The following is a 26,912-nucleotide window of genomic DNA, read 5'->3' as shown; positions in this document are numbered from 1 at the left end:
GCTCACCCACCTCGACGACCTGGTCGCCCGCCTCTCCACCGAGCTGGAGAGCGACCAGCCGGCCGGCCGATACCCGGAGACCGGCGGCGAGGTCGGCGCGACCTGCCTGTACGCCGTGTACGACCCGATCTCCCGCCGCTGCTCACTCGCCCGGGCGGGACACCCGGTACCGCTCGTGGTGAGCCCCGACGGCACCGCCGAACTCGTCGACCTCCCGGCGGGCCCTCCGCTGGGCCTGGGCGGCCTGCCCTTCGAAGCGGCCGAGATCGACCTGGCCGAGGGCAGCCTGCTCGCCCTCTACACCGACGGCCTGGTCGAATCCCGTGACCGCGACATCGACGAGGGCGTCCACCGGCTCGGCCAACTGCTCACCCGGCAGGCGCCCTCCCTAGATGCCCTGTGCGACACGGTGCTCGCCGACCTCCTGCCCCAGCGCCCGGCCGACGACGTCGCGCTCCTCCTCGCCCGCACCCGCGCACTCGACGCCTCCCAGGTCGCCACCTGGGACGTACCCGCCGACCCCTCCGCCGTCGCCCAGACCCGCAAGGACGCGGTGGCACAGATCGAGGCCTGGGGGCTGGGCGACGCCGCCTTCGTCACCGAGCTGGTCGTCAGCGAACTCGTGACGAACGCCATCCGCCACGCCGAGCCTCCCATCCAGCTCCGCCTGATCCACGAAAACACCCTCATCTGCGAGGTCTCCGACGGCGGCAGCACGGCTCCCCACCTCCGCCGCGCCCGCACGTACGACGAGGGCGGCCGCGGCCTCCTCCTCGTCGCCCAGCTGACCCAGCACTGGGGCACCCGCCAGACCACCAAGGGCAAGACCATCTGGGCGGAACAGACCCTTGAGCCCACCCCGCCCGGCCACTCCCCCTGAACCCCGAAGCGCCGGCCCCGGCGCCCCTCCCGTGCCGCGACGACCGCCGTGCCGGCACGGTCGGCAGGGGCGACCTGCACGGCCTGGCCGTGGACGGCAAGAGCCTGCGCGATGCCGCCAGGGCCAAAAGCGTGCGCCGACGATCAGGTTCCGCAAGGCGGCCATCGTCGGATCTGGTTGCCGAGCGGCGTTCGTGGGACAGTGATTGCTGGCTGGCCTTCTCTTCCCCCGGCTCGCATTCGTCCCACGCCGGTCTTGATGCGGCCTGGCAGTGCTGTGGTGACGACCCAGGGGGGCCGATGAGTTCGTCGATGTTCATTTTCCGCGCTAACGCGGCGTACGCCCACGACAGCCAGCAGAACACCTTCATGGCACTTGCTGCGATGTACGTCGAGGCCAATCCGGTCTACCGGGAGGTCGCGTGGCTGCGGAGCTGGCAGTCCTTCTGGATCGAGGAAGCGGGATGCCAGGGGAACGGCTGCAGCAGTCTGGATACCGAGAAGTATCTGACCGATGACGATCGCATCGAGCTGTTCCGGGAGTTCCTGCACGACTACCGGTCCTGGGTGAGCGCCACCGCCATGTCGGCGGAGTTGATCACCGGGTTCAGCGCGGACAAGCTCGTTGCCTTCACCGAGACAATGGAAGCCGTGGTGACGGGCGACAAGACCAATCCGAGGGTCATTCCGAGTCACGCCGTCCCCTTCGGGGACTGGGCGAACGAATACTTCGCAGGCCCCCAGCAGACGTCTTAGAGTCACGGCGGGCAAGGGGGCTCTTGATACAGGTCGTGGTGTTGAGCGGTTGTGTGGCGGGATACATCGGGCTCATGGCCGGAGCATGGTGGCTCGACAGCCGGGCGTACCGGACGGCGGGCTCCGCTGCCTGGGACTGCTATGCGGCCACGGCGCCGGAGCCTGCCGACCTTGCCCCGGATGCCGCTGTGGAGATGGGACCCGCCGCAATCGCGGTTCTTGTCGGCGAACCCTGGCAGGCCTTTCACGCGGTGGTCTCCGGGCTGGTGGCCACTGGAAAACTGGAAAGGGACGTGAGCTACACCGGAGCGCCGACACTGCTGTGGGTGCTGGAGGAGGGACCTCCCGAGGCAGGGGTGGAGAAGGCCATCTGGGAAACTCACAAAGCCCCTGAGAATCTGCACGCGAACGTTAACGAGCCGTCCCCGCAGAAGCTTCGCCTGCCGCGCCTGAGCGAACAGGGGAAGCAGGTGATCAAACAGGCCCGGGCACAATTCTCATACCTCGACCCAGCGACTCGTACCGAATCCCATCCGCATGAACCGGATGAAGTGGCCTTTGCCGTTGCCCTCTTCGGCGATCAGGCCGTCGCATACTTCAGTCAGGATCTCGTGGAGGTCTTTGCCGAATCAAGCAGATATTTCAACGAAATGGACTCGAGGGCGCGGCATGAAGAATATCTACGGCGTTGGAGCGGATAGTTCGGGCAATACTCGCGACCCGGAGCCGTCGGTCAGCGCAGCCAGGGCTGCGCCGTTTTCGCAGAGCTATCGGGTTCGATGGGGGATCGGGTAGCTCGCAGGGAGCTGTCGATCTATAACCACGAGATGACCCCCATCCTGGAAGCCCTCGACCGCCACGTTCGCCCAGCACCGATCACCGCAACCACCGCGAAAGACCTCGCCAAGCTCATCGGCAAGACCAGCACGAAACCGCAGAGTTATTGATCGCGAACCGCCTGCAAGGCGTTGCCGAGCACGTTCAGCTCGCGGTCCCGCCCGATGAGACGACGCATGGCAAGCCTCCCGTAGGAGATGGTATCGATAGAGATACCATCTTCCTTCTCATTCGGGCACGCTATTCCGGCACGCTCATGACGCTGTGGATGCGGGAAAGGGTGAAGACCCGTTCAGCGTCCCTGAGGTGGCACCAGGCTTCGAGGTAGGGCGGGTCGAGCATGAGGCGGCTCAGGGTACGCACGGTCTGGTTGCCGGAGGTGGCGACGTACTCGACGGTGATGGCCTGACCGGTATCGATGGCGTGGGCGAGCTGGCGGACGTCGCCGTACGGCAGGCGCTTCGCCCACCCTGCGACGATCTCCTCGGTGTCTGTGGCGAAGGGCGCTCCTCCGTCGAACGGCGCCGGATCGGGAATCGTGGGCGGAGCGGCCAGCAGCTGGGCCGCCAGGGTGTTGCAGTCGATGGCGGCGGATGCCTTCGCCGCGCGCGTGGCAGCGATCCGGCCGCTGTCCTTCGCGCCGGCGCCGCGCGGAGGCGGAACGAGAGCGGTGCCCCGCCGAGGCCGGGCCTTTTCGACGCGTACCGTGCCCTCGGCGGTCTCGGCGACAGGGGCGTATCCCTCGGCCCGGAGCGCGGCGACAGTCGTGTCGAGTGGGCTGCGGCTGATCAGCACCGTCGGCGCCAGCTGCCGTAGCCCGAGCTTGGCGAGCTTTCGGTGGGCAGCGAGTTCCGCCAGGAGCGCGGGCTCGTCGCCGTGGAGGACGCAGGCGGCGGGGGCGATGCGCACGCGCCCGTGGCCGCGCGCGGTGTCGGCGATCATGTATGACAGCGGCTGTGGCAGAGGCCCGGTGGCGACAGCGGTCAGGTCGGCTTCGATGTCCTCGGGGAGACGGCCGGCGTCCAGGGCCCGGCGGATACTGCCGGCACTGAACCGCCACACCGATGCCGTGCCGCTGGTCTCCCGGTCGGCGACGGAGTCCAGGAGTGCGGCCAGCCGCGCGGACGGTGTGCCGGTGACAACGGCAGTGAGGTCGGCGCCGATCCGAGCCGCCGCGGTGGCCGGGGGCAGCAGCCGCCGACACTCGGCGCTCAGTCCCTCCGTGTCGTCGGTCCGCAGGTGGATGCCAGGGATGGAGAGGGCACCGCGAGCGAGTACGCCGAGGAGCTCGGCCTCACGGATCACAGTGGCGAACGGCGTTCCGTCCTGGGGCAAGGAATCGGCGAGCGGGCGGTGCCAGGCGATCAGGGGGCCCAGCTCCGAGGTGACCCTCGCGCCCTGCCCTGCCGGGAGCTGTGCGGCTGCGGTCAACAGTCCGTGGCGGGCCTGCACGCAGCCGTTGCAGGGCGGTGCTCCCGCGAGAGCGGGAAGCGCCTTGTTGTCCTCGTCGCGCGCCTGGGTGGGGGTGAGCGGCAGGTTCCGCCATGCCTGAAGCAGTACGGCGAACTGCTCCGGGGGCTCCTGTTCCGCCCAGGCGTCGTACGCCTCGGTGGGCGCCACACGATCGCCGTCCCGACCCAGCAGCCCGGCGGCGTACGCGGTCTCCAGGGTGAGGCGTACGACGGCGTCGTCGGCCTGGGCGGCCTTGCCGATCCGGGCCAGTTCACGCGCACCGATCCCGCCGGACTTCAGCCGGGCCGGCGCAGCCGCCGAGCAGACCGACAGGACCGAGGTGGCACGGGCAGCGAACGCCGCGGCCGCGGCCGACGCCTCGCGGTCCACCTCCGCCGGGGTGACAGACGCCAGTCCCGCGGAAGGCGGGACGGGTTGGAACGGGGCGTGCCGGCCGGGCCCACGCAGCGCGAGCGCCACCTCGGCAGGCATACGGGCCGGACCGTAGCGGTGACGATCCTGGACCAGGAGTCCCCGTTCCAGCGCCCACCGGGCGCCCGGTTCGAGGCCGGGGCCCGGATGCCCGAACATGATGAACTGCGCGGGCTCCGTCGGCGCAGCCTCCGCCCGGCGTTCGAGCAGTTCCCGGGCCGCCGCAGGGGCCTTGGCGACCACTGAGGCGATCTGCCCCGGGTCGCTGTGGTGTTCCACCAGTGTGGCGAGCCGCTGCGCCTTGGTGCCCGGCGGCTTGACGCCCAGCGCCGCCAGCATGCCGCGCAGCTCGTCGGAGGTCGTGCCCGCGAGTAGTTCCCCCAGCGGGGCATCCAGTCCCAGGGGCGCGTCCCACGCCTGCCGCAGCGGTCCGGCCATGCGGAGCTTCCCCGGGCCGTCCGGCCAGACCAGAGCATGATCGGCCAGCGCCTCCAGCACCGCCTCCAGTTCGCGGATGGTTTCGTCGTCCGCCGCTCCCAGCAGTTCCGCCAGGGCATCGCGCGATGCGGGCGCACCCAGCGCAGCCAGCGCCTCGGCCACCTGGAGGTGCGGCAGCGCGAGCCGCGGCAGGACCAGTGCTACCGATCCCGGACGCTGAAGACGGTCCGCCAGTTCCCCCACCGAGCGCGGCTCCGGAGGGGACACGGCGTCCTTCCGCGTCCCGAGTACGCGCGCCAGACGAGAGGCGTCGAGGCTGCCCAGCCATGTCGCCAGCGTTGATCGGGACTTCATGCGGGGTGCACCTCGTCGGACCAGGGAGCGTCGCAGCGGCGCGGGAGCCCCGGCGCTGGGTTCAAGGATGGCGTACCCCCATGATCCGCGGGTGCCACATGAGGGCAGGTTCCCCCTTGCCCCCGGAAACGCCCCCTGTGGACAAGAACCAGAACACCGAGGGCCGATAAGCACGTCGAAGGGCCCCACCGCGAACGGTGGGGCCCTTCGACTTCGTGCCCGGTGAGGCACTGGCGGAGGATACGAGATTCGAACTCGTGAGGGGTTGCCCCCAACACGCTTTCCAAGCGTGCGCCCTAGGCCTCTAGGCGAATCCTCCGTCGGAAACATTACAGGACGCCGGGGAGTGGTCGCGAACTCGTTCGTGCCGGTCAGATCCTGTACCCTGTGCGGAGCCCCTCACGCGGCGCTATCTGACTGAACTCCCCCAGGGCCGGAAGGCAGCAAGGGTAGGTTGGCTCTGGCGGGTGCGTGGGGGGCGCTTGCGTTCCGGGGACACATACCGGGGTACGTACGGGCCTGGCGACGGGGTTGTTCCGCGGGCGGTCCGGGTTGTCAGTGGGCGCCTATAACCTCGTATGCGTGTCGTCTCTCGCGCTGTACCGCCGTTATCGCCCGGAGTCGTTCGCCGAGGTCATCGGGCAGGAGCATGTAACCGACCCGCTGCAGCAGGCGCTGCGGAACAACCGGGTCAATCACGCGTACCTGTTCAGCGGGCCGCGCGGGTGCGGAAAGACGACCAGTGCGCGCATCCTGGCCCGCTGTCTGAACTGCGAGCAGGGGCCGACGCCCACGCCCTGCGGGGAGTGCCAGTCCTGCCGGGACCTGGCGAGGAACGGGCCGGGGTCCATCGACGTCATCGAGATCGACGCCGCCTCGCACGGCGGTGTGGACGACGCCCGTGACCTGCGGGAGAAGGCCTTCTTCGGGCCGGCCAGCAGTCGGTACAAGATCTACATCATCGACGAGGCGCACATGGTCACCTCGGCGGGCTTCAACGCCCTGCTGAAGGTGGTCGAGGAGCCGCCGGAGCATCTCAAGTTCATCTTCGCCACGACCGAGCCCGAGAAGGTCATCGGGACCATCCGGTCACGGACGCACCACTACCCGTTCCGGCTCGTGCCGCCGGGGACCCTGAGGGAGTATCTGGCCGAGGTCTGCGGGCGTGAGGAGGTTCCCGTCGAGGACGGGGTCCTTCCGCTTGTTGTGCGGGCCGGGGCCGGGTCCGTACGTGACTCCATGTCCGTCATGGATCAGCTGCTGGCCGCGGTCGGTGCGGACGGTGTGACGTATGCCATGGCGACCTCGCTGCTGGGCTACACGGACGGGTCGTTGCTCGACTCCGTCGTCGAGGCCTTCGCGGCGGGGGACGGGGCCGCTGCCTTCGAGGTCGTGGACCGGGTGATCGAGGGGGGCAACGATCCACGGCGGTTCGTCGCCGATCTGCTGGAGCGGCTCAGGGACCTGGTGATTCTGGCGGCGGTGCCGGATGCCGCCGAGAAGGGGCTCATCGATGCGCCCGCCGATGTCGTGGAGCGGATGCAGACCCAGGCCGGGGTCTTCGGCGCGGCCGAGCTGAGCCGGGCCGCCGACATCGTCAATGACGGGCTCACGGAGATGAGGGGGGCCACCGCGCCCCGGCTTCAGCTCGAGTTGATCTGCGCACGGGTGCTGCTGCCCGCGGCGTACGGCGATGAGCGGTCCGTCATGGCTCGGCTCGACCGGTTGGAGCGGGGGGTCAACTTCACGGGGGCGGGGGCCGGGCCTGCCATGGGGTATGTGCCCGGGCCCGAGGTGCATGGGGGCGCGGTTCACGGGGGTGCGCAGGGCGGCTCGGCGGCGGTGCCTTCTGCTCCGCAGGGGAGCGGGGCAGAGGCGGCTCGGGCGGCGGTGCGGGGGGCCGGAGCTTCGGGATCCGGTGCTGGTGGGGCGACTGGGGGAGCACAGCAGGCAGGCTCCGCCGGGCCGACTCAGGCAGCCGCCGCCCGGCCTCCGGCTGCGCCCGTCGCGCCGTCCCCTGAACAGCAGCCGCCCGCTCAGGCGCCGGCGGGGGCTCCCCCGGCCGCTTCCCCGCCCGCTCCTGCCGCCGGGGAAGCGCCCGGCGCCTGGCCCACCGCGACGGCCGCGGGCAGCGGTCGCCGTCCCGGCGGGTGGCCCACGGCGGCGCCCGCGGGCGGGGGGCGGACTCCGGCCGCGTCCTCGCCTCCCACTGCTCCGGCTGCTGCGGGCCCTCCCGCTCCGCCCGCTCCTGCCGCCCCTTCCGCTCCCGCGAGCGGTGGGCCCGACCCCCGCATGCTGTGGCCGAACATCCTTGACGCGGTGAAGAACCGGCGCCGATTCACGTGGATCCTGCTCAGTCAGAACGCGCAGGTCACGGGTTTCGACGGTACGACGCTCCAGCTCGGCTTCGTCAACGCGGGGGCGCGCGACAACTTCCTGAGCAGCGGCAGTGAGGATGTGCTGCGCCAGGCTCTGGCCGAGCAGTTCAACGTGCACTGGAAGATCGAGGCGAGCCTCGATACGTCAGGGGGTTCGGCGGCGCCTCCACCATCGGCTGGGCCCGGCATCGGCGGCGGCTACGGCTCCGGAAGCGCCGCCCCTCCGCCCGCGTCCAGGCCCTCCACTCCACAACAACCCGCCACCCCGGCGCCCGGGCCCAGCACCCACCGGGCTCCGGCCGGCCCTGCCCCGGCCCCCGCACCGACACCTCCGCAGACATCGCGCCCATCGGCTCCGGAGCCACCGCCCGTCTCCCCGGAGGACGACGTCCCGGAGGACGACGATCCCGACCTCGACGAGTCGGCGTTGTCGGGGTATGAGCTGATCGTGCGGGAGTTGGGGGCCACGGTGGTGGAGGAGATCTCGAACGAGTAATAGCGAGTAGTAGGCAGACGCAGGCTGTCGCCCGCTCAGGGCGAGATCTGCACCTTCTTCGACACCGTCACCTGGTCGATGTCCGACGTACGGACCGTGACGTTCATGGTCCAAGTGCCGGGGAGCGGGAGGTTGAGGGAGTTGGTGCCCCAGTAACCGCCCTGGTCGGTGAGTTCGGCGTCGATGGGGCCGATCTTCTCGGCGGCCAGGGTGAAGGTGAGGCGGAGTTCGGGGACCGTGGCGACGCCGTCTGGGCCTATGACGATCGCCTGGACCGTGTTCTCGTTGACCCGGCCCGGTTCCAGGACGATCTGGACCTTGCCCTTGCCGTTCGGGGTGCCGACGTCGAAGGGGATCAGGGTCATCGAGGTGGTGGGCTGACCGGTCGGAGCGGTCGGTGCGTTCTGGGTCTCAGTGGCTGCCCGCCCCGGCTGAGTGCCGGTCAGAACCGTCGTGAGCAGCAACACCACGACGCCCACGACGACTTCGGCCAGCACGGAACGGCGCAGGACCTGGTGACGGGACGGGACCTCGTCGGGTTCGGCAGGCCCATCGGTCCCGTCGGTCCCGTCAGGCACATCGGAATCCCCTGGCCCATTGCCCTTGGGGTCATCGGCATCGGACGCCGCCCCCGTCGAGGCACCCGCGCTCCCACCCCCCGTACGCGCCCCCACGGCCTCCAACTCCCGCACCCGCACCGGCTCTTGTGCCGCGAGCAACCCCGCCGTCCAGCGACGCGAATACGCCGCCGCCCCCAACAGCAGCACCACCGCGCACACCTTGGCGGCCAGGAGCCGCCCGTACGACGTACCGGTGAGCGCTTCCCAGGAGCCGAGCCCCCGCCAGGACTGGTAGACACCTGTGACCACCAGGACCACCACGGACGCGAACGCGAGCCTCGAGAAGCGCGCCACCGACGCCGCCGAGGGCGGGGTCTCGGCGCGGTACAGCGTGGTGAGCAGCGCCGCGAGGCCGCCCATCCAGACCGCCATCGCCAGCAGATGCAGTACGGAGGAGACGATCGCCACGGGAACCTGGATCCCCGCGGACGCGTGCTCGGCGGCGGCCCAGGTGACCGTCAGCGCCACGGCGAGCAGCCCACCCGAGACGAGGACGGCAGGCTTCGGCCGCTCTTCCCCCTGTGGCTCACGCCCCACCACTCGTACGAGAAAGACCCCCGCCACTCCCACCAGCACCAGCCTCGCCAGCAGCGCCCACCCCGGCCTGCCGCTCAGCGTGTCCTGGAGGAGAGAGAGGTCAAAGAGAGTCGCGGGGCCGGTGCCGCGGGCGTACGGGCCGCGCAGGAACAGCAGCGCGACCGTGGACAGGAGCAGGGTCCACCAGGCGACACGGAAGAGTTTCCGGAGGGGGTCGACGGCGGGCGGGCGGCAGGCGAGGACGAAGGTGGCCGCGCCGATGAGCAGCGCCACGGCGGTGTACGCGGCGTACCGGGCCAGGTCGTAGAGCAGACCGGAGGCGGGGTTCACGGCGGGCTCGGCGGAGGCGTTCGCGGTGGTCTCGGAGGGTGCGCCGACGGAGAACGTGAACGCGCCCGAGATGGGATGGCTGTCCGCCGAGACCACCCGCCAGGCCACGGTGAACGTGCCCTCGGGCAGATCGTCCTGGAGCCGTACGCGCACGGTGTCGGAGCCCCCGACGTGCTCGGCGGGACCCGCGTTCATGCGCCGGTTGTCGGGGCTGAGGACCCGGATCGAGTCGTCGGAGATACCGACCGACTCGGTGAAGGTCATGGTGACCTGTGTCGGGGCGGTCTTGAGGACGGTGCCCTCGCGGGGGTCGGTGTCGCGCACGGAGGAGTGCGCGGACGCAGTGGTGGCACCGCCCAGCAGGAGCAGGGTGCCCAGCATCAGGACGAGGGCCACCGCTCGGCGCGGCGCCGCCATCCGCGGTATTCGGCCCACGTTGCCTCTTCCTCTCCCTTGCCCCCTGCTGCGTATCAAGCCCTGGTGGCCCCTGATGGGGATACGAATGTACGCAGCACCGTGCTCAACACCGCGCCCGCGCGCCCCCGCCCGTCCTCACCACGTCGGTCGCGCCGACACCCCGCCGTCCACGACCAGGTCGTGTCCCGTGATCCACGAGGCCATCGGGGAGGCGAGGAACACGCAGGCGTCGCCTACGTCCTCCGGGCGGCCCAACCGGCCGGTGGGGACGGCCTGTTGCCAGCGCCGTACGCCGTCCGGCCAGGCCTCCGCAAGGCCTTCGCGGTCGATCAAGCCTGGTGAGACGGTGTTGACGCGGATCCCGTACGGACCGTACTCCAGGGCCGCCGACCGTGCGTGCATGACGACGGCCGCCTTGGACGCGGAGTAGTGGGCGTGCAGCGGGGCGGGGCGCGTGGCCTCGATGGAGGCGATGTGGGTGATGCTCCCGCCGCGCCCGTCCCTGTCGCTGCCCTCGCGCATCACCTCCACCGCGGCCTGTGTGCACGCGAACACGCTCGACAGGTTCGCGTCGACCACCGCCCGCCAGTCGGTCACGGTCATGCCGGGCAGTTCCTGGACCGGCTGTACGCCCGCGTTGTCGACCAGTGCCGTCAGGGTGCCGCCGCCCCACTCCGCCGCCTCGCGAACCAGACGGTGGCACTCGGTCTCGACGGTGAGTTCGGCGTGCAGGGCGACCGCGCTGCCGCCCGCGCCCTCGATGAGCTCGACGGCCTCGCGGGCTCCCTCCGCATCCGTGCGGTAGTGAACGGCCACCGCCGCCCCCGCCTCGGCGAACCGCAGCGCGATCCCCCGTCCGATGCCACCCGAGGCCCCGGTCACCAGCGCCACCTGCCCGTCGAGCAACCCGCTCACGGTCGGCTCAGCGCGGAGATCCGCACCGCCTCCGCCGGGTACCGCGCGGTCAGCTCGGCCGGGTCCCCGTGCTCGTACCCGCCGTAGGTGAACCCGGGTGCCATCGTGCACCCGAAGAACGACCAGGCGCCGCCCGCCACGACCCGCGCGCCCATCCAGGTCCCCGCGGGCACGGTGAACTGGACGTACTGCCCGCCGAGCACATCGGGACCGAGCACGACGGTGCGGGACGTACCGTCCGGGTCGAGCAGCAGCATCTCCAGCGGATCACCGAGATAGAAGTGCCACACCTCGTCGGTGGGGAGCCGGTGCAGCGCCGAGAAATCCCCCGGCTCCGAGGTCAGCAGCACAACGATCGCGGTCCCCTCGGGCCGCCCGTCCCCCCGCTCGGGCCCGGCCCAGGTCTCCCGGAACCGCCCGCCCTCCTTGGGGATCGGCTCCAACTGATAGTGAGCGACAAGGTCTTCAGGAGTGATGTCATGAGCCACCCACCGACCATGCCCCACTGGGCCCCACCGACGCATCCCCGACCGCCCGCTCGCCTTCCCGAGCGGGAGCTGTCACCGGTCGCTGGGAACTCCGGTGGCGGAACGCCTAGCGTCTCCGTATGACGACCTCGTTCGGACCTGCCATCGACACCCGTCCCCTGTTCGTGCGTGAGCGGCGGGCTCTGCTCGACCTGCTCGGCTCGTTGGAGCCCGGGGACTGGGGGCGGCCGACGGTCTGCCCGGGGTGGGATGTGCACGATGTGGTCGGCCATGTCCTCAACGACTACATGCGCCGCATCTCGAGCGTCCGGGACGGGTGGGGCGGTGCGGTGTTCGCCGACGACGAGACGCTGCCCGCGTACTTGGCGCGCGTGAACGGCGTCTTTGTCGAAGCGACCCGCCAGTGCAGCCCACGCCTGATGGTCGAGTTGCTCGCGCACCTCGGCCCGCAGCTCGACGAGATCTGGGCCGACGCCCGGCTCGACGCCCCCGCCGTCGTCGATGTGTCGTGGGCCTCCACGGACGAGCCCAGTCCCGCCTGGCTGGACATCGCCCGCGAATACACGGAGTTCTGGGTGCACCAGCAGCAGATCCGCGACGCCGTCGACCGCCCCGGCGCCGACGAGCCGGAGCTGCTCAGCCCGGTGATCGACACGTTCATGCGCGCCCTGCCGCACACGCTCCGCACCGTGGACCGGCCGCAGGGGACGACCATGCGTTTCGACGTCACCGGCCCCGCGGGCGGCACATGGTGGGCAACCCGGGACACCGACCGCTGGCTTCCCGACGCGCCCGGCGCTTCCAGTGAGGAGGCCGCGGCGCGGGTGACAACGGACCAGGACACCCTGTGGCGACTGGCCACCCGGGGCATCCTTCCCGACGAGGCCCGCCGCCGTTCCGTACTGGCGGGAGACGAGCCCCTGACCACGGCCGCGACCACACTCCTCGCGGTGGTGGCGTAACACCGGCAGCTACTGTCTCCCTCGTGCGGTACGCAGCGTTTTTCCTTTTTGTTCGGGACCCGCTCGGTAGGAACACACCAAGCCGACCTCGCGGAATTACCTTTTCGTGTCACTTTGCTGCGTAATTTCCACGCTCCACTACCGCGCCTTGGCTGCGCCCGGAAGGTCATGACCGGTAGGCTTTCCGTGTGATCTTCAAGCGCATCGGAAACGGCCGGCCGTACCCCGACCACGGCCGGGAAAGCACCCGGCAGTGGGCGGATGTCGCGCCGCGCCCGGTCCGCCTCGATCAGCTGGTGACGACCAAGGGCCAGCTCGACCTGGAAACGCTGCTCGCCGAGGACTCGACGTTCTACGGCGACCTCTTCGCGCATGTCGTGAAGTGGCAGGGCGATCTGTACCTGGAGGACGGCCTGCACAGAGCCGTCCGCGCCGCGCTCCAGCAGCGCCAGGTGCTGCACGCCCGCGTCCTCGAGCTCGACTGAGCACGCCCCCTTTTGTGCGCCCGTTGGGCCTTTCGGGTTGGGCTGAGCGCCGGACAATGATCGTCTAGTAGGCATAGCCACCCAGGCGCACTACGCTGCGCTCATGAGCATGCTGACTCCTCCTGGGATGGGCGGCCAGTACAAGATCACGGGGGACAAGTACCCGCGGATGCGCAGCAACCGCGGGCGCCGCAAGCTCGTGTTCGCGGTCGTCGGCTCCGCCACCGCCCTCGGTCTGCTCGGCTGGGGGACAGTGCAGCTCATCGACGTGTTCACAGGCGGTGGCGACAAGGCCGGGGCGGTCGGCACGGCACCGGACTGCACGCCCTCGCCGTCACCGTCCGCCTCGCAGCAGCCGGTCAGAGCCCTCCCCAAGCCCGGCCAGATCACCGTGAACGTCCTCAACGCCACGCCCCGCAGCGGCCTCGCCAAGAGCACCGCGGACGAACTCAAGAAGCGCGGCTTCAAGATCGGCGAGGTGGGCAACGCGACGAAGGAGTACGACAAGAAGGTCAAGGGTCCCGGGATGCTGCTCGGCGCCGCTGCGGCCACGGACGCAGCGCTTCCCGTACTCCGCACACAGCTGGCCGGCGCCCAGCTGAAGACCGACACCCGTACGAAGCCCGCCGAGGTCGACCTCATCATCGGCACCGGCTTCAAGGCGCTGGCGAAGAAGGCGGACGCCGACAAGGCCATGACGACACTGGCCAAGCCGACGCCTACGCCGTCACAGACGAAGCAGGGCTGTTAGCCGCTCAGGTCAAACGGGCCTTTGGCCCGGTTCGGCCACTCGGCACTACTCGGCAGACCCGTACATCCGGTCCCCCGCGTCTCCGAGCCCCGGCACGATGTAGCCGTGCTCGTTGAGCCGCTCGTCGATGGACCCCGTCACGACGGTCACCGGCGTGCCGGCCAGCTCGCGTTCCATGACCTCGACGCCCTCCGGGGCGGCCAGGAGCACCACGGCGGTCACGTCGTCGGCGCCGCGCTTGATCAGTTCCTGGATGGCCGCGACGAGGGTGCCGCCGGTGGCGAGCATGGGGTCGAGTACATACACCTGGCGGCCGGAGAGGTCTTCCGGCATGCGGTTCGCGTACGTGGAGGCCTGGAGCGTCTCCTCGTTGCGGATCATGCCCAGGAAGCCCACCTCGGCGGTCGGCAGCAGGCGCACCATGCCGTCGAGCATGCCGAGGCCGGCCCGCAGGATCGGCACGACGAGGGGGCGCGGGTGGGACAGCTTGACGCCGGTGGTCCCGGCCACCGGGGTCACGATGTCGACCTGTTCGGTACGCACGTCACGGGTGGCCTCGTAGGCGAGCAGAGTGACCAGCTCGTCGGCCAGCCGCCGGAAGGTCGGGGAGTCGGTGCGCCTGTCGCGCAGCGTGGTGAGCTTATGTGCGACCAGAGGGTGGTCGACGACGTGAAGACGCATGCGACCAGGGTATCCGGGCCCCACGCCCACGCCCCCGCAAACCCGTACCGGCATCAAACCGCCCATCAGGGGGAAGGTGGCAGGGACGGACTGGGATGGTGACCTATGCGAAACGGGGAACAGAACCAGGCGGCCTCCGACCGACGCCGGGGGCCCATGAACAGCGCCGCGCTGCGGGGGACCTCCGGTCGGGGGACCACGGGGACGGCGGGCGGCTCCGCCCTGCGGGAGACCTCCGGTCAGGGAACCGCGGGAGAGCCGGCGGGCAGCTCCGCCCCGCGCAGAACCCCCAGTTGGCCGACGCCGCAGAAAAATTCTGAAGCGCCCGTGCCACGCGAAACCGCCGGCCCCGCGCCCGCACAGCGAAAGGCCGACGGGTCCTCCGCCGCCGCGCCGCGCAGGACCGGCCCCGCAAGCCCTCCGCAGGAGACTCCGCGCAGGATCCGCCCCGGAAGCCCTCCTCAGCGGGCCCCGAGGAGGGCCGCCGCGCGGAGCGACCCGTACGGCACCGCCGCCGGAAATTCCCCGACGGACCCGCCAGGCTCGCCGGAAACGGTCGCCGGAGGCTCGCTGGACCCGGGCACCGCCGAAGGCGTGGGCGGCGTGGCTGAAAGTGATACCGAGCGGCGTCGGCGTCGGGCGCAGTTCTTGCGGGACCTTGCCGAGGCGCGGGAGTTGCGGGATCGGGTGCAGCCGCGGCGGGCCAAGACGGCACGGTTGCGACACGCCATGCGGATGCGCACGTTCCGTTGGTAGGCGGTGGGCCACGCCAGACGCGTACAGGCCCGTACACAGCACAACGGAGCGCCACTGGTGGGGCGTACGGGTCGGCACCGGACAGGCGTTGCGTCACGGAGCTCTCCTCGGCGTACGATCCCGCTGACGGCGGGCGCCGAGCGCCCAGGTGAGGGGCCACGCGTACGGCCGTGAAGACGCGACCGTGACACAGCGAGCCGAAGACCTCTCCTGAACGCTCTGTTTCTGCCACGATTCCGAGTGGGCGGGGCTTGGCGCAGTACTCCCCGTCCGCAACCTCCGCCGGGGGGATCCCCAACCGGCACGCCTATGACCAGTGGGAGAGTCACGGTGTACTTCGCCGCACTGCTCGCGCGCACCGAAGACGGGTGGGAAGCGAGCGACACAGAGCTCGACGATGTGGAGACCCTGTCGGATCTGGCCGACCTGGCCCGCGAAGCCTCGACCGAGGACGACACGGTGCTCGTACTCATCGAGCAGGAGGACGCATGGTTCGGCGTCGTCCGCGTGGACGGCGAGGAGGACCCTCGTATCTACGTCTCGGACGCCGCCGCAGCAGCCCGCAGCTCGTACGGCGAGATCCTGCTCACGGACGAACTGCTCGGAAGGGAGCCCGGCGACGACGTCCCGGACCTGGACTCCCTCGACCTCGACGGCACGGAGGACGGTGATCCCGAGACCGATTCCGATGACGACGATGCCGACGTCATCGGCGCCGCTTCGGGCGCGGCCGTGCCTGCCGGGCCCATCGGAGACCGCGAAGTCCTCGCCGACCTGGGCGTGGACGAGAAGGAACTGCTCGCCCTGGAAAGCAACGACGCACTGAACGAGATCGCCGAAGTCCTGGGCGCGGCGGAGGTCCTGGAGACCGTCCGCTGAACGCTCAGGAGGCGCACGACCCCGTACGCGACCGCTGGCGGGCCGCGATGCGGCTCGCCCTGGACGAGGCCGAACTGGCCGTCCGGGGCGGGGACGTCCCCGTCGGCGCCGTCGTGCTGTCCGCGGACGGCACGACGGTGCTCGCCACCGGACACAACGAACGCGAGGCCACCGGCGATCCCACGGCGCACGCCGAGGTGCTCGCCGTCCGCCGCGCCGCCGCCGAGCTCGGACAGTGGCGGCTGACGGACTGCACGCTCGTCGTGACCCTCGAACCCTGCACGATGTGCGCGGGCGCGATCGTGCAGTCCCGCGTGGACCGCCTGGTCTACGGCGCCCGCGACGAGAAGGCCGGCGCGACCGGCTCCCTCTGGGACGTCGTACGCGACCGGCGCCTCAACCACCGCCCCGAAGTGATCGGCGGCGTACTCGACGATGAGTGCGCCCGCCTGCTCACCGACTTCTTCCGCGACCGCTGAACCGGCCCGCCCGCGTACCGGCGGCCGAATACGGATTTCAGCGCACGACCCCATGTGGGCTAGGATCTCTCTCGGTAGCGTGTCCGAGCGGCCGAAGGAGCTCGCCTCGAAAGCGAGTGTGGCGCAAGTCACCGAGGGTTCAAATCCCTCCGCTACCGCTTCGGAAGGGCCCCGTCGAGAGACGGGGCCCTTCGTGTGTGCGGAGTGCGTGTGGGGTGTGTAGGGAGACGTGTCGAAGGCAAGAACGGTGGTAGGACAAGTGACCGAGTTACACTCACCGCCGGCAAACACGGGGCCCAGCGGGGCAGCAGGTCAACAGGGGAGGCCGCGGTGGCGGTGAATTCGAAGAAGATCGCCATCTATGTGCTCGTGGTCTTCGTGCTGTACGTGATCATCACCGACCCGGGCAAGGCCGCCGACTATGTCCAAATAGGGTTCGAGGGCATTTCGAACGCCGCCCAGGCCGTCGGCGACTTCATGACGTGGCTCGCCAATGGCGCCAAGGACTGAGCCAGGGGCCAAGAACCGAGCCCCAAGGTCAGCCATATGACGCCCCGTACAGCCCCGTATCGGAATGATACGGGGCTGAAATGCGCCTTATGGCCCAATCCGCAATCAACACCACCCTTTGCAGTGCTTGCACACACTGGACATGTCTTGTGATGCTATGACCGCTTTTGACGGAAGAGTTGCATGACCTGCGTGAGTTGATGGACAAAGAGGTGGCGTTGACCGTGTCGGCCAGTACTGCGCCGCCCCAGGAAGAGGTCCCGGCGCCTGCTCCCGCCCCCGAGAAACGTCGCAGTGCCGACACCCGGGCGCTCACCCAGGTGCTCTTCGGCGAGCTGAAGCAGCTGCGGCCGGGCACGCCCGAGCACCACCGCGTACGCAGCGCGCTCATCGAGGCCAATCTGCCGCTCGTGCGCTACGCCGCCGCTCGCTTCCGCAGTCGCAACGAGCCCATGGAGGACGTCGTCCAAGTGGGCACGATCGGGCTGATCAACGCGATCGACCGCTTCGACCCGGACCGGGGCGTGCAGTTCCCGACCTTCGCGATGCCGACCGTCGTCGGCGAGATCAAGCGGTACTTCCGCGACAACGTCCGGACCGTGCACGTACCGCGCCGGCTGCACGAACTGTGGGTGCAGGTGAACAGCGCGACCGAGGACCTCACGACGGCCTTCGGGCGGTCGCCCACCACCGCCGAGATCGCCGAGCGGCTGCGGATCGCGGAGGAGGAGGTGCTGGCCTGTCTCGAGGCCGGACGCTCGTACCACGCGACCTCCCTGGAGGCGGCCCAGGAGGGTGACGGGTCGCCGGGCCTGCTCGACCGGCTCGGCTACGAGGACCCGGCCCTTGACGGAGTCGAGCACCGCGATCTCGTACGCCACCTCCTGGTCCAACTCCCGGAACGGGAGCAGCGGATCCTGCTGTTGCGCTACTACAGCAATCTCACGCAGTCGCAGATCAGTGACGAACTGGGCGTCTCCCAGATGCATGTGTCAAGGCTGCTCGCCCGGAGCTTCGCCCGCCTGCGATCCGCAAACAGGATCGAGGCGTGACCCGCCGGAGCGAATCGCCCTTAAGGCCATTTCCCGACAGTTCTGCGGTGAAAAATGGCCATACCCTCTTCATCCAGGGCCGATTGACCCCCTCGGTGTCGACAAGTCACTACAGCGTGTTGCCGACATGTGACATTCTTCCGGAAGCGCGTTTGCCGCAGCTCTGCCTCCGGTATTCAGGTGGAGGCTGCGTTCCTTCGACGGGAGCGTCCGCCGCGTCCGTCCGCGACCCAAAGGGGGTGGCATGTCCGCAGATCAGGGCAGCTCGAAGGTGCTCACACTCGCGCAGAGCGAGTCCGCACCCGACGTGCTTCACAGTGTCGATGTACCGGCTGTCGATGTGCCGGCTCTCCCGGCCCTTCCGGCCCCGGCCCCCAGGACCTCGGAAGCCATCGACACCCGCACCCTGTCCCGCTCCCTGTTCCTGCGGCTGGCCGCACTGGACGCGAACAGCCCGGAGCGCGCCTACGTCCGAGACACTCTCATCGAGCTCAACCTCCCGCTCGTGCGCTACGCGGCAGCCCGCTTCCGCAGCCGTAACGAGCCCATGGAGGACATCGTCCAGGTCGGCACCATCGGCCTGATCAAGGCGATCGACCGCTTCGACTGCGAACGGGGCGTGGAGTTCCCGACGTTCGCGATGCCGACGGTCGTGGGCGAGATCAAGCGCTTCTTCCGCGACACCTCGTGGTCGGTCCGCGTTCCGCGCCGGCTCCAGGAGCTGCGGCTCGCGCTGACGAAGGCGAGCGACGAGCTCTCCCAGAAGCTGGACCGCTCCCCGACGGTGCCCGAACTCGCCGCAGTGCTGGGCGTGTCCGAGGAGGACGTGGTCGACGGCCTGGCGGTCGGCAACGCGTACACGGCGTCCTCGCTCGACTCCCCGGCCCCCGAGGACGACGGCGGCGAAGGCTCCCTCGCGGACCGCCTCGGCTACGAGGACACGGCCCTGGAGGGTGTCGAGTACCGCGAGTCCCTCAAGCCCCTGCTCGCCAAACTCCCGCCCCGCGAGCGGCAGATCATCATGCTCCGCTTCTTCGCGAACATGACGCAGTCGCAGATCGGCGAGGAGGTCGGCATCTCGCAGATGCACGTCTCCCGGCTGCTTACGCGGACGCTGTCGCAGCTGCGGGAAGGGTTGATCTCGGACTAGGCGTATGCGTCGGGCAGACGCGTCGAAGGCTGGTCAAAAGCAGTTGGCAGGTTCCGAGCCCCGTACGTACGGGGCTCGGAACCTGCGCCCGTTATACCCGCGCTCGCTTATCCGGCCAGCTTGTTCAGCGCGCGTTTACCCGCCGCTGACTCCTCCAAGGTGTCCCACAGCTTCGCGGACCCGGTGTACGTGTACACCCCGGGAGCCCCCTGTGCCGCGCACCCGTCGCCGTACGACGTGATGCCGACCTGGAACACGCCCTTGCGCCCTTGCAGCTTGCGGAAGATGGGCCCGCCGCTGTCGCCCTGGCAGGAGTCCTTGCCCTCGACGCCGGCGCACATGTTGACCTTCGAGTCGTACTGCGGGTACGACGCCTTGCACTCGATGTGCGACACGATCGGCACGTCCACCGCGCGCAACCGGTCCGGGTAGTTCGTCACCTCGGTGTTGGTGTTGCCCCAGCCGATGACGGTGGCCTTGGCGCCCGGACGGATCAGCGCGTCCGTGCCCGCGGTCGGCAGGTTGACCGGGGCGACGCCCTCGACGGGCTCCTCCAGCATCAGAAGCGCCAGGTCGTACGCCCCCTCGCCCTTGGCGTAGCGGGGGTGGACGACTATCTCGGCGACATTCCGCAGCTCGCCCTGGTTCTTGTTCGACAGCACGGTCCGGCCGACGACGGTCTCGATCTCCTTGGGCTTCGTGCCCTCGACGCAGTGCGCGGCCGTCATCACGATGCCGGGCTCCAGCAGGCTGCCGCCGCAGAACTGCCGGTCGTGGGGGTTGCCGGTGCCCTTCTGCAGCAGCGCCGCCATGAACGGGTGCTTGCCGTCGGGCTGTTCGGTGCCGCCGATGATGCGGGTGCCCGGGCGGCCGCGGTCCGCGGAATCCGCGGCGTGGGCCGTTCCGACGGATGTGGCGGCGAGCCCGAGTGCGGCACCGGCCGCGAGTGCGGCGGTGGTGATGCGGCGGGCCGCTGTTCTGCGAGTGGGGGGAATGGGGGAAGTGGGGGAAAGACGCATGTGGGGGTGTCTCCAAAACGCTGAACGAACCACCCCGGCCGGACGCACCCTCGCGCCCCAACTTGCCTGAACCGCAAGGGAGTCACCCGACGGAAGTGGCATGGCGTTCTGTCAGACGGGATATGCGGGGCGGAGGTTCACTCGCGGGATCACTCGATGCCCATCCGTCTCTTTCTATCTGACGTACCGTCAGCCACACTGGCGCGATGCGTCAGATGACTTGGATACGTGACCGCCGGGGCGCCGTGGCCGGTGCCTCGGCGGCGGTCGTGGTGTGTCTGGGCGGGGTGCTCGCCGCATGCGGGGGCGGCGGGAGCGGTGACGACGGGTACGTCGCGGTCGGGGCGGCCGGCGGTTCGCCTCCAGCCTCCGGTGCGGCGGTGGATCCCACGGGGAAAGTGTCGATGGTGCCGCTGGACAGGGCGCCGGGCTCCGAGGGCGCCGGGGGAGGCGGGAGTTCGGAGGGTGCACCCGATGGCACTGGTCCCGGTGGAGCTCAGGAGCCGGGCACGGAACCGGCGCCTGGCCCTTCCGCCTCCGCGGGGCAGGGCGCGCCCGGGGACGAGGGCGGCTCCGGTCGTACGGAAGGGCCCGCGGAGGGGCGTACGGAAGAGAGTCCGGCGCCTTCGTCGTCTGCGGGCGAGGGCGGCAACGGCAACGGTACGGCGCCCGATGCGCCCGCGGCGCTGAAAGTGAGCGACCCCGAGCGCGAACCCACCGACAAGCGCTGGTGCGAAAAGGTCACCCTCGACTTCCACAACACCGGTGGCAGCGCTGTGCGTTCGGGCACGGTGACCTTCGAGACGCACATCATCGACGCGCTCGGCATCGACTGGGCGACGATCAAGTCGGCCGAGAAGCTTCCCGCACCGGTCGGCGCCGGTGCGCGGAAGGAGAAGACCTGGACGGTGTGCGTGGACGCGTGGCGCGTGCCGCTGGGCATGCACATCGAAACGCGTGACGTGTCCGTGCGGTGGGAGTAGGGCTCCGGCGTACGGGAGTTACGGGACCTGCCGGCGTACGGGAGTCAGCGCCGTACTCGAGTTACGTGAACGCGAGCCAGGCCACGCCGGCCACGATCGCGACGGCCACGATCACGCCTACGATCACGCCGATACGAGGACCTGCCTGGGCTGCCTGCTGGCGGCGGCCCTGCGGGCCCTCGTCGACGAAGGCGCGGAACATCTGGGTGCTGCCCGCGGGGTCGTTGTTGCCCTGGGGGCCCTGGGTGTTTGCCATGGCCCTGGACCCTAGCGAATGCCTCCGGCTTGCCCAAGTGCTGGGGGTGCCGTCTGCTGGTGCTGGTCACCCTGACTCGGTGTCGCCGTCACGGGGGCTTCGCCCCCGGCCCCCTCTGTCGGCCTGAACGGCCTCGTCCTCAATCGCCGGACGGGCTGGGGTGCCTGGGCTGCGCTGGAAGATGCGGGTGAGTGGGTGGATCGGCCTTGTAGCCCAGCTCTCACCCTCCGTCCACGACACCCCTCCCCTTTGCCAAGGTTTTAAGGCCGTCCCACCCTCTTTCATTTGCCTGTAGCAACCACATACTTCTATGGTTGCCTAGAGCAACGAAGGAGAGTGTGATGGCCGCTCAAGAGCAGTACGAGGAGCTGGCCCAGCAGCTCAGTGCCATCGGGGCTGTGAAGCGGGGGCTCGGGCGGGTGTTGCCGCAGGAGTGTCCTGCGGGGGCCGCTGCCGTGCTCGCGTTGGTGGAGCGGCACGGGGAGATGCGGATGAGCCGGCTGGCGGAGCTGCTGGCCATCGATATGTCGGTGACCAGTCGGCACGTCGCTCATGTCGCGGGACGCGGGTGGATCGACCGGTCCCCCGATCCCGCCGACAAGCGGTCGCGCATCCTGCGGCTCACGCCCGCGGGGCGGGACATGCTCGCCGAGATCGCCGAGCGGTACACGCGGGCGCTCACCCACTACCTGGGGGACTGGTCCGACGACGAGGTCGAGCAGCTCAACTCCCTGCTCGGACGGCTGCGTGCCAGTTTCGACGACTGCCGGCCGACGGCGTCCACGCCCGCAGCAGACGTGACATGACGGAACGTAAGAAAAGGAAGACCATGGCCACGACCGCACCGACTGGTGTGCGGGGCTCTCACGCCAAGCACTCAGGCGCCAAGCACTCAGGAAGCAGCTCCACCGACAGCGCTCCGGGCGCTCCGATGACGCACCGGCAGATCATGGAGGCGCTGACCGGGCTGCTGCTCGGCATGTTCGTCGCGATCCTGTCGTCGACGATCGTCTCCAACGCCCTGCCCAGGATCATCGGCGACCTCGGCGGCGGCCAGAGCGCCTACACCTGGGTGGTGACCGCGTCACTGCTGACGATGACGGCATCCACCCCTCTGTGGGGCAAGCTCGCCGACCTCTTCTCCAAGAAGCTGCTGATCCAGGTGGCTCTCGTCATCTTCGTGCTGGGCTCGGCGGCGGCAGGCCTTTCGCAGAACCCCGGCACGCTCATCGCGTTCCGCGCGGTGCAGGGCATCGGCATGGGCGGGCTGTCCTCGCTGGCCCAGATCATCATGGCGGCGATGATCGCCCCTCGGGAGCGCGGCCGGTACAACGGCTACCTCGGCGCCACCTTCGCCACCGCGATGGTCGGCGGCCCACTGGTCGGCGGTGTCATCACCGACACCAGCTGGCTGGGCTGGCGCTGGTGCTTCTACGTCGGTGTTCCGTTCGCCGTCATCGCACTGATCGTGCTCCAGCGCACCCTGCACCTCCCGGTGGTCAGGCGGAAGGTCAAGGTCGACTGGGCCGGCGCCTTCCTCATCAGCGCCGCGGTCTGCCTGCTGCTGGTGTGGGTGACCTTCGCCGGTGACAAGTACGACTGGCTGTCCTGGCAGTCGTACGCGATGGTCGGTGGCTCGGTCGTGCTCGGGCTGCTCTTCGTGCTTGTCGAGGCGAAGGCGAGCGAGCCGATCATCCCGCTGCGGCTGTTCCGCAACCGCACCATCACGCTGGCCTCCCTGGCTTCCCTCTTCGTCGGTGTCGCGATGTTCTCGGGGACCGTGTTCTTCAGCCAGTACTTCCAGCTGGCCCGAGACAAGTCGCCCACCATGTCCGGCGTCATGACCATCCCGATGATCGGCGGTCTGTTCGTCGCCTCGACGGTCTCCGGCCAGGTCATCACCCGGACCGGGCGCTGGAAGGGCTGGCTGATCGGCGGCGGGGTGCTGGTGACCGCGGGTCTCGGCCTGCTGGGCACGATGCGGTACGACACCGAGTACTGGCACATCGCGATCTTCATGGCCCTGCTGGGCCTGGGCGTCGGCATGATGATGCAGAACCTGGTGCTCTGCACGCAGAACCAGGTGGACCCCACCGACCTCGGCGCCGCCAGCTCCACGGTCACCTTCTTCCGCTCCCTCGGCGGTGCCATGGGCGTCTCGGCGCTGGGCGCGGTCCTGGCCCACCGGATCACCGACTACGTCAAGGACGGCCTCGCGGGCCTCGGTTCAGGGGCCGCGTCCTTCGGCCACGCCGGCACGGGCGACGGGAGCATCCCTGACCTCGCCGCGCTGCCCGCGCCGGTCCGCACGGTCGTGGAGAGCGCGTACGGGCACGGAGTCGCGGACGTCTTCCTGTACTCCGCACCTCTGGCACTGCTCGCCCTCCTCATGGCCCTGTTCATCAAGGAGGTCCCGTTGAGGACACGGGGCGCCCTGACGCAGGCCGCCGGGCCTGAGGCTCCGGCTCCGGTTGAGCAGGAGGCCTCGGCCGAGCAGACGAGCCCTATTGCCGCGACAGCCGACGCCGGGGAATCCGATGGCGCGGGTGGCGGCATTCCTGTGCGCGGGTACGTACGCGGTGCCGAGGACACGCCCGTCGCTCGCGCCGCCGTCACGCTGATCTCCCTCGGGGGACGGCAGTTGGGCCGCTCGGTCACGCGCGCGGACGGTGGTTACGCGCTGGACGCGCCGGGGGCGGGGTCGTACGTCCTGATCGCCTCTGCCGACGGGTTCCAGCCGCAGGCCTCGACTATCGTCGTGAACGACGAGCCGGTGTCGTACGACATCCTCGTGAGCGGTACGAGCGGGCTCGGCGGTGTGGTGCGGGACGCCGAGACCGGTACGCCCGTCAAGGACGCCATGGTCGTCGTCACGGACGTACGCGGTGATGTGCTGGCCACCGGGAACACCGGCGAGCAGGGTGAGTTCGACTTCGCCGAGCTGGTCCCGGGCACCGTGACCGTCGCGGTGAACGCGGCGGGTCACCGGCCGGCCGCGCTGCCGGTCGAGGTCGGCGGCACGGGTGTCACCCGTGTCGAGGTCGACCTGACGGCGGGCGTCCGACTGCGGGGCACCGTACGGGCGCCGCACGGGCCCCTCGCCGATGCCCGGGTCACGCTCGTCGACGCGGCGGGCAACGTGGTCGCCTCCGCCACGACCGGGGAGGACGGGGCGTACGCCTTCGCCGATCTGGACAGCGGGGAGTACACCGTCATCGCGACGGGTTACCCGCCGGTGGCCACGGCGCTGACCGTGAACGGGCGCGGTGTCGACGACCACGACATCGAACTCGGCCATCCCGGCGAGTAGTTCGAACGAGCAGGTGGAAAGCCACGGCCCGTGGGGCGCGCATCCTTAAGCTTCAGGCGCGCCCCACGGGCCGGTTCACTGCGCTGCGCAGCCCCGTCACATCAGGCCGACCATGCGGGGTGGGGCGAACAGGTGGCGGGCCCGGTGTTCCTCGGCCACCATGACGGTTCCGGCGCGCAGGTCGGGCGCGCGGTCCGTTCTGGCGAGGGCCTGCTGGTGGCTCGCACAGGTCGCGCAGGCGGGGTCCCAGTCGGGAAGCTCCTGCGGGTGGGCGTCGGCGAGGTGCCGGCTGAGGCTGATCTGCGTGCCCACGACGCTGTCCGTGAAGTCCCAGTCGACGTCGTACCCCTCGGTGGCGTGCAGTCCGGCGATGACCGCCTGGACGTGCTTCATCGCTTCGTAGAGCCGGACGCACTCGGCACAGTCCCACATCCAGGCGGGCGGCAGCGGCCACTGCTCGTCGGGGTTGAGGTCGTCGGCTGCCATGTCCGTCAGGGTAGGACCCTGCCACCCCACGCGTCAGGCGTTCGGCCTCCGTTCACCCTAGGCTGCCCCCATGGCACCGAACATAGCGACGAACACCTCCGTCTCCCTCGACGATCTGCTGGACTTCGTACGCCCCCGTCACCGCGCCATCCTGCTGACGCGGCGGACCGACGGAAGCCCTCAAGGCTCTCCGCTGACCTGCGGTGTCGACGACGCGGGCCGTATCGTCGTCTCGACCTACCCCGAGCGCGCCAAGACCCGCAACGCCAAGCGCGACGAGCGGGTCAGCCTCATCGTCCTGAGCGACGACTGGAACGGGCCCTGGGTCCAGATCGACGGCACGGCCGAGGTCATCGACCCCCCGGACTCGGTCGAGCCCCTCGTGGAGTACTACCGCAACATCGCGGGCGAGCACCCGGACTGGGACGAGTACCGCTCCGCGATGCTCAAGCAGGGCAAGTCCATCATCCGGGTCACCCCGGAGCGGTGGGGGCCGGTCGCGACCGGCGGCTTCCCTGCGCGGCTGGCTCCGCAGGAGTAGGGGGTTTCTTTCCCCAGGCCCGCCCCTTCCCGGCTGTATCAATTTGCGGCTCCGCCGCGTGAGGGGGCTGCGCCCCCAGGCCCCCCGCCAAGGGGTGGTGGGTGACACTGCGTGTCGCGGCTGCGGGTGCGTCGTGGCTGGTCGCGCAGTTCCCCGCGCCCCTGAAAAGCAAAAGCCTGCGGCTTCCCGCGCCCCGAGGAGCCGGGGCCCCGGGGAAGCCCGCACCCCCGACTACCCGCAGCTTCCCTCCGGCGGGAGGGGTCGTGGGCCGGTGCGTCGTATGCCCGTCGCTTAGCTTCGGTCTCGGAGAACCAGGGCCTTGTACCAGGCCAGGGTCGTATGCCCGCCCTGCGACGGGCTGACGCACCGGCCCACGGCCCCGACCCACGCACGGACCCCAGGGGCGCGGGGAACTGCGCGACCAGCCACCCACACACCCGCACCCAAAAACCGCACCCTCAGCGGAGCGTCATCGACTCGATCCCCGCCACCAACAGCTCCAGCGCAAACGCGAAGTCCCGCTCCCGCATCTCCTCCACCGTGTCACCACCCCGCGCCTCCATAAGATCCGTGGCGCTCTCGAAGTTCTTGGCGAACTCGGGCTGTTCACGGATCGTGCTCATGGCCTGGTGGAAGTACTCGTCCTGCGACATGCCCGCGGCGGCGCACCGCTGCACGAAGTGCCCCTCGATCGTCCCGAACCCGTACACGAACTGGTAGACGGCATTGATCGCACCCATCTGACCGTGCGCCGGCAGCCCCGTATTGCGCATCACATGCTGCACGCACAGCGAGAACTCCATCGAGTGCGGGCCGATGTTGAGGAAGCTGCCGATGAGCGGCGACACCCAGGGATGGCGCACCAGCAGTCCGCGGTATCCACTCGCGAGCGCGCGCAGCTGGTCGCGCCAGTCCTCGCCCGACTCCGGGTCCGGCAGCTCGAGTTCGCCGTAGACCGAGTCGAGGGCGAGTTCGAGCAGGTCGTCCTTGGTGTCCACGTACCAGTACACCGACATCGCCGTCACGTTCAGCTCGGCGGCCAGCCGACGCATGGAGAACTTGGCCAGCCCCTCGGCATCGAGGAGCCGCACCGTCACCTGGATGATCCGGTCGCGGTCGAGCCCGGACGGCTGACCGCCCCGGGCCACCCGCTGCCTGCCCTCAAGCCAGACGCTGGTCCGCGCCGGACGTTCGGCCCGGTCGGCTGCCCTCACCATGGCGCACCTTCCTCGGAACTCGATACCCAGCGCGTACGAGATCCACAGCACGTATCAGCGCGTATC

26 protein-coding genes, 2 tRNA genes and 1 other RNA gene are annotated in these 26,912 nt (G+C 69.9%); 19 read left to right on the top strand and 10 right to left on the bottom strand.

The genetic code is table 11. The features are described from left to right. From IEZ21_RS14340 to IEZ21_RS14330, 3 genes are all read left to right on the top strand, one after another. The coding region (locus tag IEZ21_RS14340) for an ATP-binding SpoIIE family protein phosphatase (protein WP_189322237.1) at window positions 1-880 on the top strand (880 nt) is incomplete at its 5' end. 89 nt (window positions 881-969) lie between these two features. Next, entirely contained in the window at window positions 970-1,635 is a 666-nt protein-coding gene (locus IEZ21_RS14335) for a hypothetical protein (RefSeq protein ID WP_189322236.1), read from the top strand. Between the two features lie 23 nt (window positions 1,636-1,658). Next, window positions 1,659-2,336: a hypothetical protein gene (locus IEZ21_RS14330; protein WP_213089295.1), complete on the top strand. Its 678-nt coding sequence runs from the start codon at window positions 1,659-1,661 to the stop codon at window positions 2,334-2,336. A 376-nt stretch (window positions 2,337-2,712) separates the two neighbouring features. Here the strand turns inward: IEZ21_RS14330 and IEZ21_RS14325 are convergent, their stop codons facing one another. Both IEZ21_RS14325 and IEZ21_RS14320 read right to left on the bottom strand, forming a co-directional pair. Further along, window positions 2,713-5,148, bottom strand: coding sequence for a helicase C-terminal domain-containing protein (locus IEZ21_RS14325; protein WP_189322234.1), 2,436 nt, complete (start codon window positions 5,146-5,148; stop codon window positions 2,713-2,715). A gap of 231 nt (window positions 5,149-5,379) precedes the next feature. Continuing rightward, a tRNA-Ser gene (locus IEZ21_RS14320) sits at window positions 5,380-5,467 on the bottom strand. Window positions 5,468-5,538: 71 nt separating this feature from the next. Between IEZ21_RS14320 and ffs the strand changes: the two genes are divergently transcribed. Both ffs and IEZ21_RS14310 read left to right on the top strand, forming a co-directional pair. Next, window positions 5,539-5,637: signal recognition particle sRNA small type (gene ffs, locus IEZ21_RS14315), an RNA gene on the top strand. Window positions 5,638-5,730: 93 nt separating this feature from the next. After that, the gene (locus IEZ21_RS14310; RefSeq protein WP_189322233.1) at window positions 5,731-8,022 is read left to right on the top strand and encodes a DNA polymerase III subunit gamma and tau; all 2,292 of its coding nucleotides are present in this window, start codon (window positions 5,731-5,733) and stop codon (window positions 8,020-8,022) included. A 35-nt stretch (window positions 8,023-8,057) separates the two neighbouring features. Here the strand turns inward: IEZ21_RS14310 and IEZ21_RS14305 are convergent, their stop codons facing one another. From IEZ21_RS14305 to IEZ21_RS14295, 3 genes are all read right to left on the bottom strand, one after another. Next, window positions 8,058-9,944, bottom strand: coding sequence for a copper resistance CopC/CopD family protein (locus tag IEZ21_RS14305; RefSeq protein WP_308429632.1), 1,887 nt, complete (start codon window positions 9,942-9,944; stop codon window positions 8,058-8,060). A 117-nt stretch (window positions 9,945-10,061) separates the two neighbouring features. Beyond that, on the bottom strand, window positions 10,062-10,841 hold the full coding sequence (locus IEZ21_RS14300; protein ID WP_189322232.1) for an SDR family NAD(P)-dependent oxidoreductase: 780 nt from the start codon (window positions 10,839-10,841) through the stop codon (window positions 10,062-10,064). Beyond that, window positions 10,838-11,317: a cupin domain-containing protein gene (locus IEZ21_RS14295; protein WP_189322288.1), complete on the bottom strand. Its 480-nt coding sequence runs from the start codon at window positions 11,315-11,317 to the stop codon at window positions 10,838-10,840. The genes IEZ21_RS14300 and IEZ21_RS14295 overlap by 4 nt, the downstream gene beginning before the upstream one ends. Before the next feature lie 131 nt (window positions 11,318-11,448). On the opposite strand from IEZ21_RS14295, the gene IEZ21_RS14290 reads away from it, so the two are divergent. From IEZ21_RS14290 to IEZ21_RS14280, 3 genes are all read left to right on the top strand, one after another. Further along, a complete protein-coding gene (locus tag IEZ21_RS14290; RefSeq protein ID WP_189322231.1) occupies window positions 11,449-12,291 on the top strand; it encodes a maleylpyruvate isomerase family mycothiol-dependent enzyme in 843 nt (280 codons plus the stop codon). A gap of 188 nt (window positions 12,292-12,479) precedes the next feature. Further along, window positions 12,480-12,776 carry a type II toxin-antitoxin system VapB family antitoxin gene (locus IEZ21_RS14285; protein ID WP_003999914.1) on the top strand — a complete coding sequence of 99 codons (297 nt, stop codon included), beginning with the start codon at window positions 12,480-12,482 and terminating at the stop codon, window positions 12,774-12,776. A 103-nt stretch (window positions 12,777-12,879) separates the two neighbouring features. After that, a complete protein-coding gene (locus tag IEZ21_RS14280; RefSeq protein WP_245685374.1) occupies window positions 12,880-13,527 on the top strand; it encodes a LytR C-terminal domain-containing protein in 648 nt (215 codons plus the stop codon). Between the two features lie 45 nt (window positions 13,528-13,572). Here IEZ21_RS14280 and upp read toward each other — a convergent pair whose 3' ends face one another. Then, complete coding sequence (upp, locus tag IEZ21_RS14275; protein ID WP_033321467.1) at window positions 13,573-14,208, bottom strand: uracil phosphoribosyltransferase; 636 nt, start codon at window positions 14,206-14,208, stop codon at window positions 13,573-13,575. Between the two features lie 570 nt (window positions 14,209-14,778). Here upp and IEZ21_RS47570 point away from each other — a divergent pair. The 7 genes from IEZ21_RS47570 to IEZ21_RS14245 all read left to right on the top strand — a co-directional run bounded on the left by IEZ21_RS47570 (window position 14,779) and on the right by IEZ21_RS14245 (window position 19,034). Beyond that, complete coding sequence (locus IEZ21_RS47570; protein WP_246567716.1) at window positions 14,779-14,964, top strand: hypothetical protein; 186 nt, start codon at window positions 14,779-14,781, stop codon at window positions 14,962-14,964. A gap of 330 nt (window positions 14,965-15,294) precedes the next feature. Beyond that, window positions 15,295-15,843 carry a tRNA adenosine deaminase-associated protein gene (locus IEZ21_RS14270; RefSeq protein ID WP_189322287.1) on the top strand — a complete coding sequence of 183 codons (549 nt, stop codon included), beginning with the start codon at window positions 15,295-15,297 and terminating at the stop codon, window positions 15,841-15,843. Window positions 15,844-15,890: 47 nt separating this feature from the next. After that, window positions 15,891-16,322, top strand: coding sequence for a tRNA adenosine(34) deaminase TadA (tadA, locus tag IEZ21_RS14265; RefSeq protein ID WP_189322230.1), 432 nt, complete (start codon window positions 15,891-15,893; stop codon window positions 16,320-16,322). A 73-nt stretch (window positions 16,323-16,395) separates the two neighbouring features. Continuing rightward, window positions 16,396-16,480: transfer RNA gene (locus IEZ21_RS14260), tRNA-Ser, on the top strand. A 172-nt stretch (window positions 16,481-16,652) separates the two neighbouring features. Continuing rightward, entirely contained in the window at window positions 16,653-16,832 is a 180-nt protein-coding gene (locus IEZ21_RS14255; RefSeq protein ID WP_033321470.1) for a hypothetical protein, read from the top strand. A 200-nt stretch (window positions 16,833-17,032) separates the two neighbouring features. Beyond that, window positions 17,033-17,884, top strand: a complete 852-nt coding sequence (locus IEZ21_RS14250; protein WP_078491883.1) for an RNA polymerase sigma factor SigF — start codon at window positions 17,033-17,035, stop codon at window positions 17,882-17,884. Window positions 17,885-18,128: 244 nt separating this feature from the next. Continuing rightward, window positions 18,129-19,034, top strand: a complete 906-nt coding sequence (locus IEZ21_RS14245; protein WP_189322229.1) for an RNA polymerase sigma factor SigF — start codon at window positions 18,129-18,131, stop codon at window positions 19,032-19,034. A 107-nt stretch (window positions 19,035-19,141) separates the two neighbouring features. On the opposite strand, the gene IEZ21_RS14240 is transcribed toward IEZ21_RS14245, so the two are convergent. Then, entirely contained in the window at window positions 19,142-20,053 is a 912-nt protein-coding gene (locus IEZ21_RS14240; protein ID WP_189322228.1) for a S1 family peptidase, read from the bottom strand. A 206-nt stretch (window positions 20,054-20,259) separates the two neighbouring features. Between IEZ21_RS14240 and IEZ21_RS14235 the strand changes: the two genes are divergently transcribed. After that, a complete protein-coding gene (locus IEZ21_RS14235) occupies window positions 20,260-21,036 on the top strand; it encodes a hypothetical protein (protein ID WP_189322227.1) in 777 nt (258 codons plus the stop codon). 61 nt (window positions 21,037-21,097) lie between these two features. Here IEZ21_RS14235 and IEZ21_RS14230 read toward each other — a convergent pair whose 3' ends face one another. After that, window positions 21,098-21,292 (bottom strand): hypothetical protein, encoded by a 195-nt coding sequence (locus IEZ21_RS14230; RefSeq protein ID WP_189322226.1) that lies wholly within the window; start codon window positions 21,290-21,292, stop codon window positions 21,098-21,100. 341 nt (window positions 21,293-21,633) lie between these two features. Here IEZ21_RS14230 and IEZ21_RS14225 point away from each other — a divergent pair, with 341 nt between their 5' ends. Next, the gene (locus tag IEZ21_RS14225) at window positions 21,634-22,098 is read left to right on the top strand and encodes a MarR family winged helix-turn-helix transcriptional regulator (RefSeq protein ID WP_189322225.1); all 465 of its coding nucleotides are present in this window, start codon (window positions 21,634-21,636) and stop codon (window positions 22,096-22,098) included. 125 nt (window positions 22,099-22,223) lie between these two features. Next, window positions 22,224-24,602 carry an MFS transporter gene (locus IEZ21_RS14220; RefSeq protein WP_506004884.1) on the top strand — a complete coding sequence of 793 codons (2,379 nt, stop codon included), beginning with the start codon at window positions 22,224-22,226 and terminating at the stop codon, window positions 24,600-24,602. Between the two features lie 96 nt (window positions 24,603-24,698). Here IEZ21_RS14220 and IEZ21_RS14215 read toward each other — a convergent pair whose 3' ends face one another. Then, window positions 24,699-25,088, bottom strand: a complete 390-nt coding sequence (locus IEZ21_RS14215) for a hypothetical protein (protein WP_051744739.1) — start codon at window positions 25,086-25,088, stop codon at window positions 24,699-24,701. Between the two features lie 70 nt (window positions 25,089-25,158). Here IEZ21_RS14215 and IEZ21_RS14210 point away from each other — a divergent pair, with 70 nt between their 5' ends. Next, window positions 25,159-25,629, top strand: coding sequence for a PPOX class F420-dependent oxidoreductase (locus tag IEZ21_RS14210; protein WP_033321476.1), 471 nt, complete (start codon window positions 25,159-25,161; stop codon window positions 25,627-25,629). A 458-nt stretch (window positions 25,630-26,087) separates the two neighbouring features. Here IEZ21_RS14210 and IEZ21_RS14205 read toward each other — a convergent pair whose 3' ends face one another. Further along, window positions 26,088-26,846: a TetR/AcrR family transcriptional regulator gene (locus tag IEZ21_RS14205; RefSeq protein WP_189322223.1), complete on the bottom strand. Its 759-nt coding sequence runs from the start codon at window positions 26,844-26,846 to the stop codon at window positions 26,088-26,090. Between the last annotated feature and the right edge of the window lie 66 nt (window positions 26,847-26,912).

Origin of the sequence: Streptomyces flaveus, assembly GCF_014647675.1 — a bacterium.
GTDB lineage: Bacteria > Actinomycetota > Actinomycetes > Streptomycetales > Streptomycetaceae > Streptomyces > Streptomyces flaveus.
This window is presented reverse-complemented; position numbering and strand designations above follow the sequence as displayed.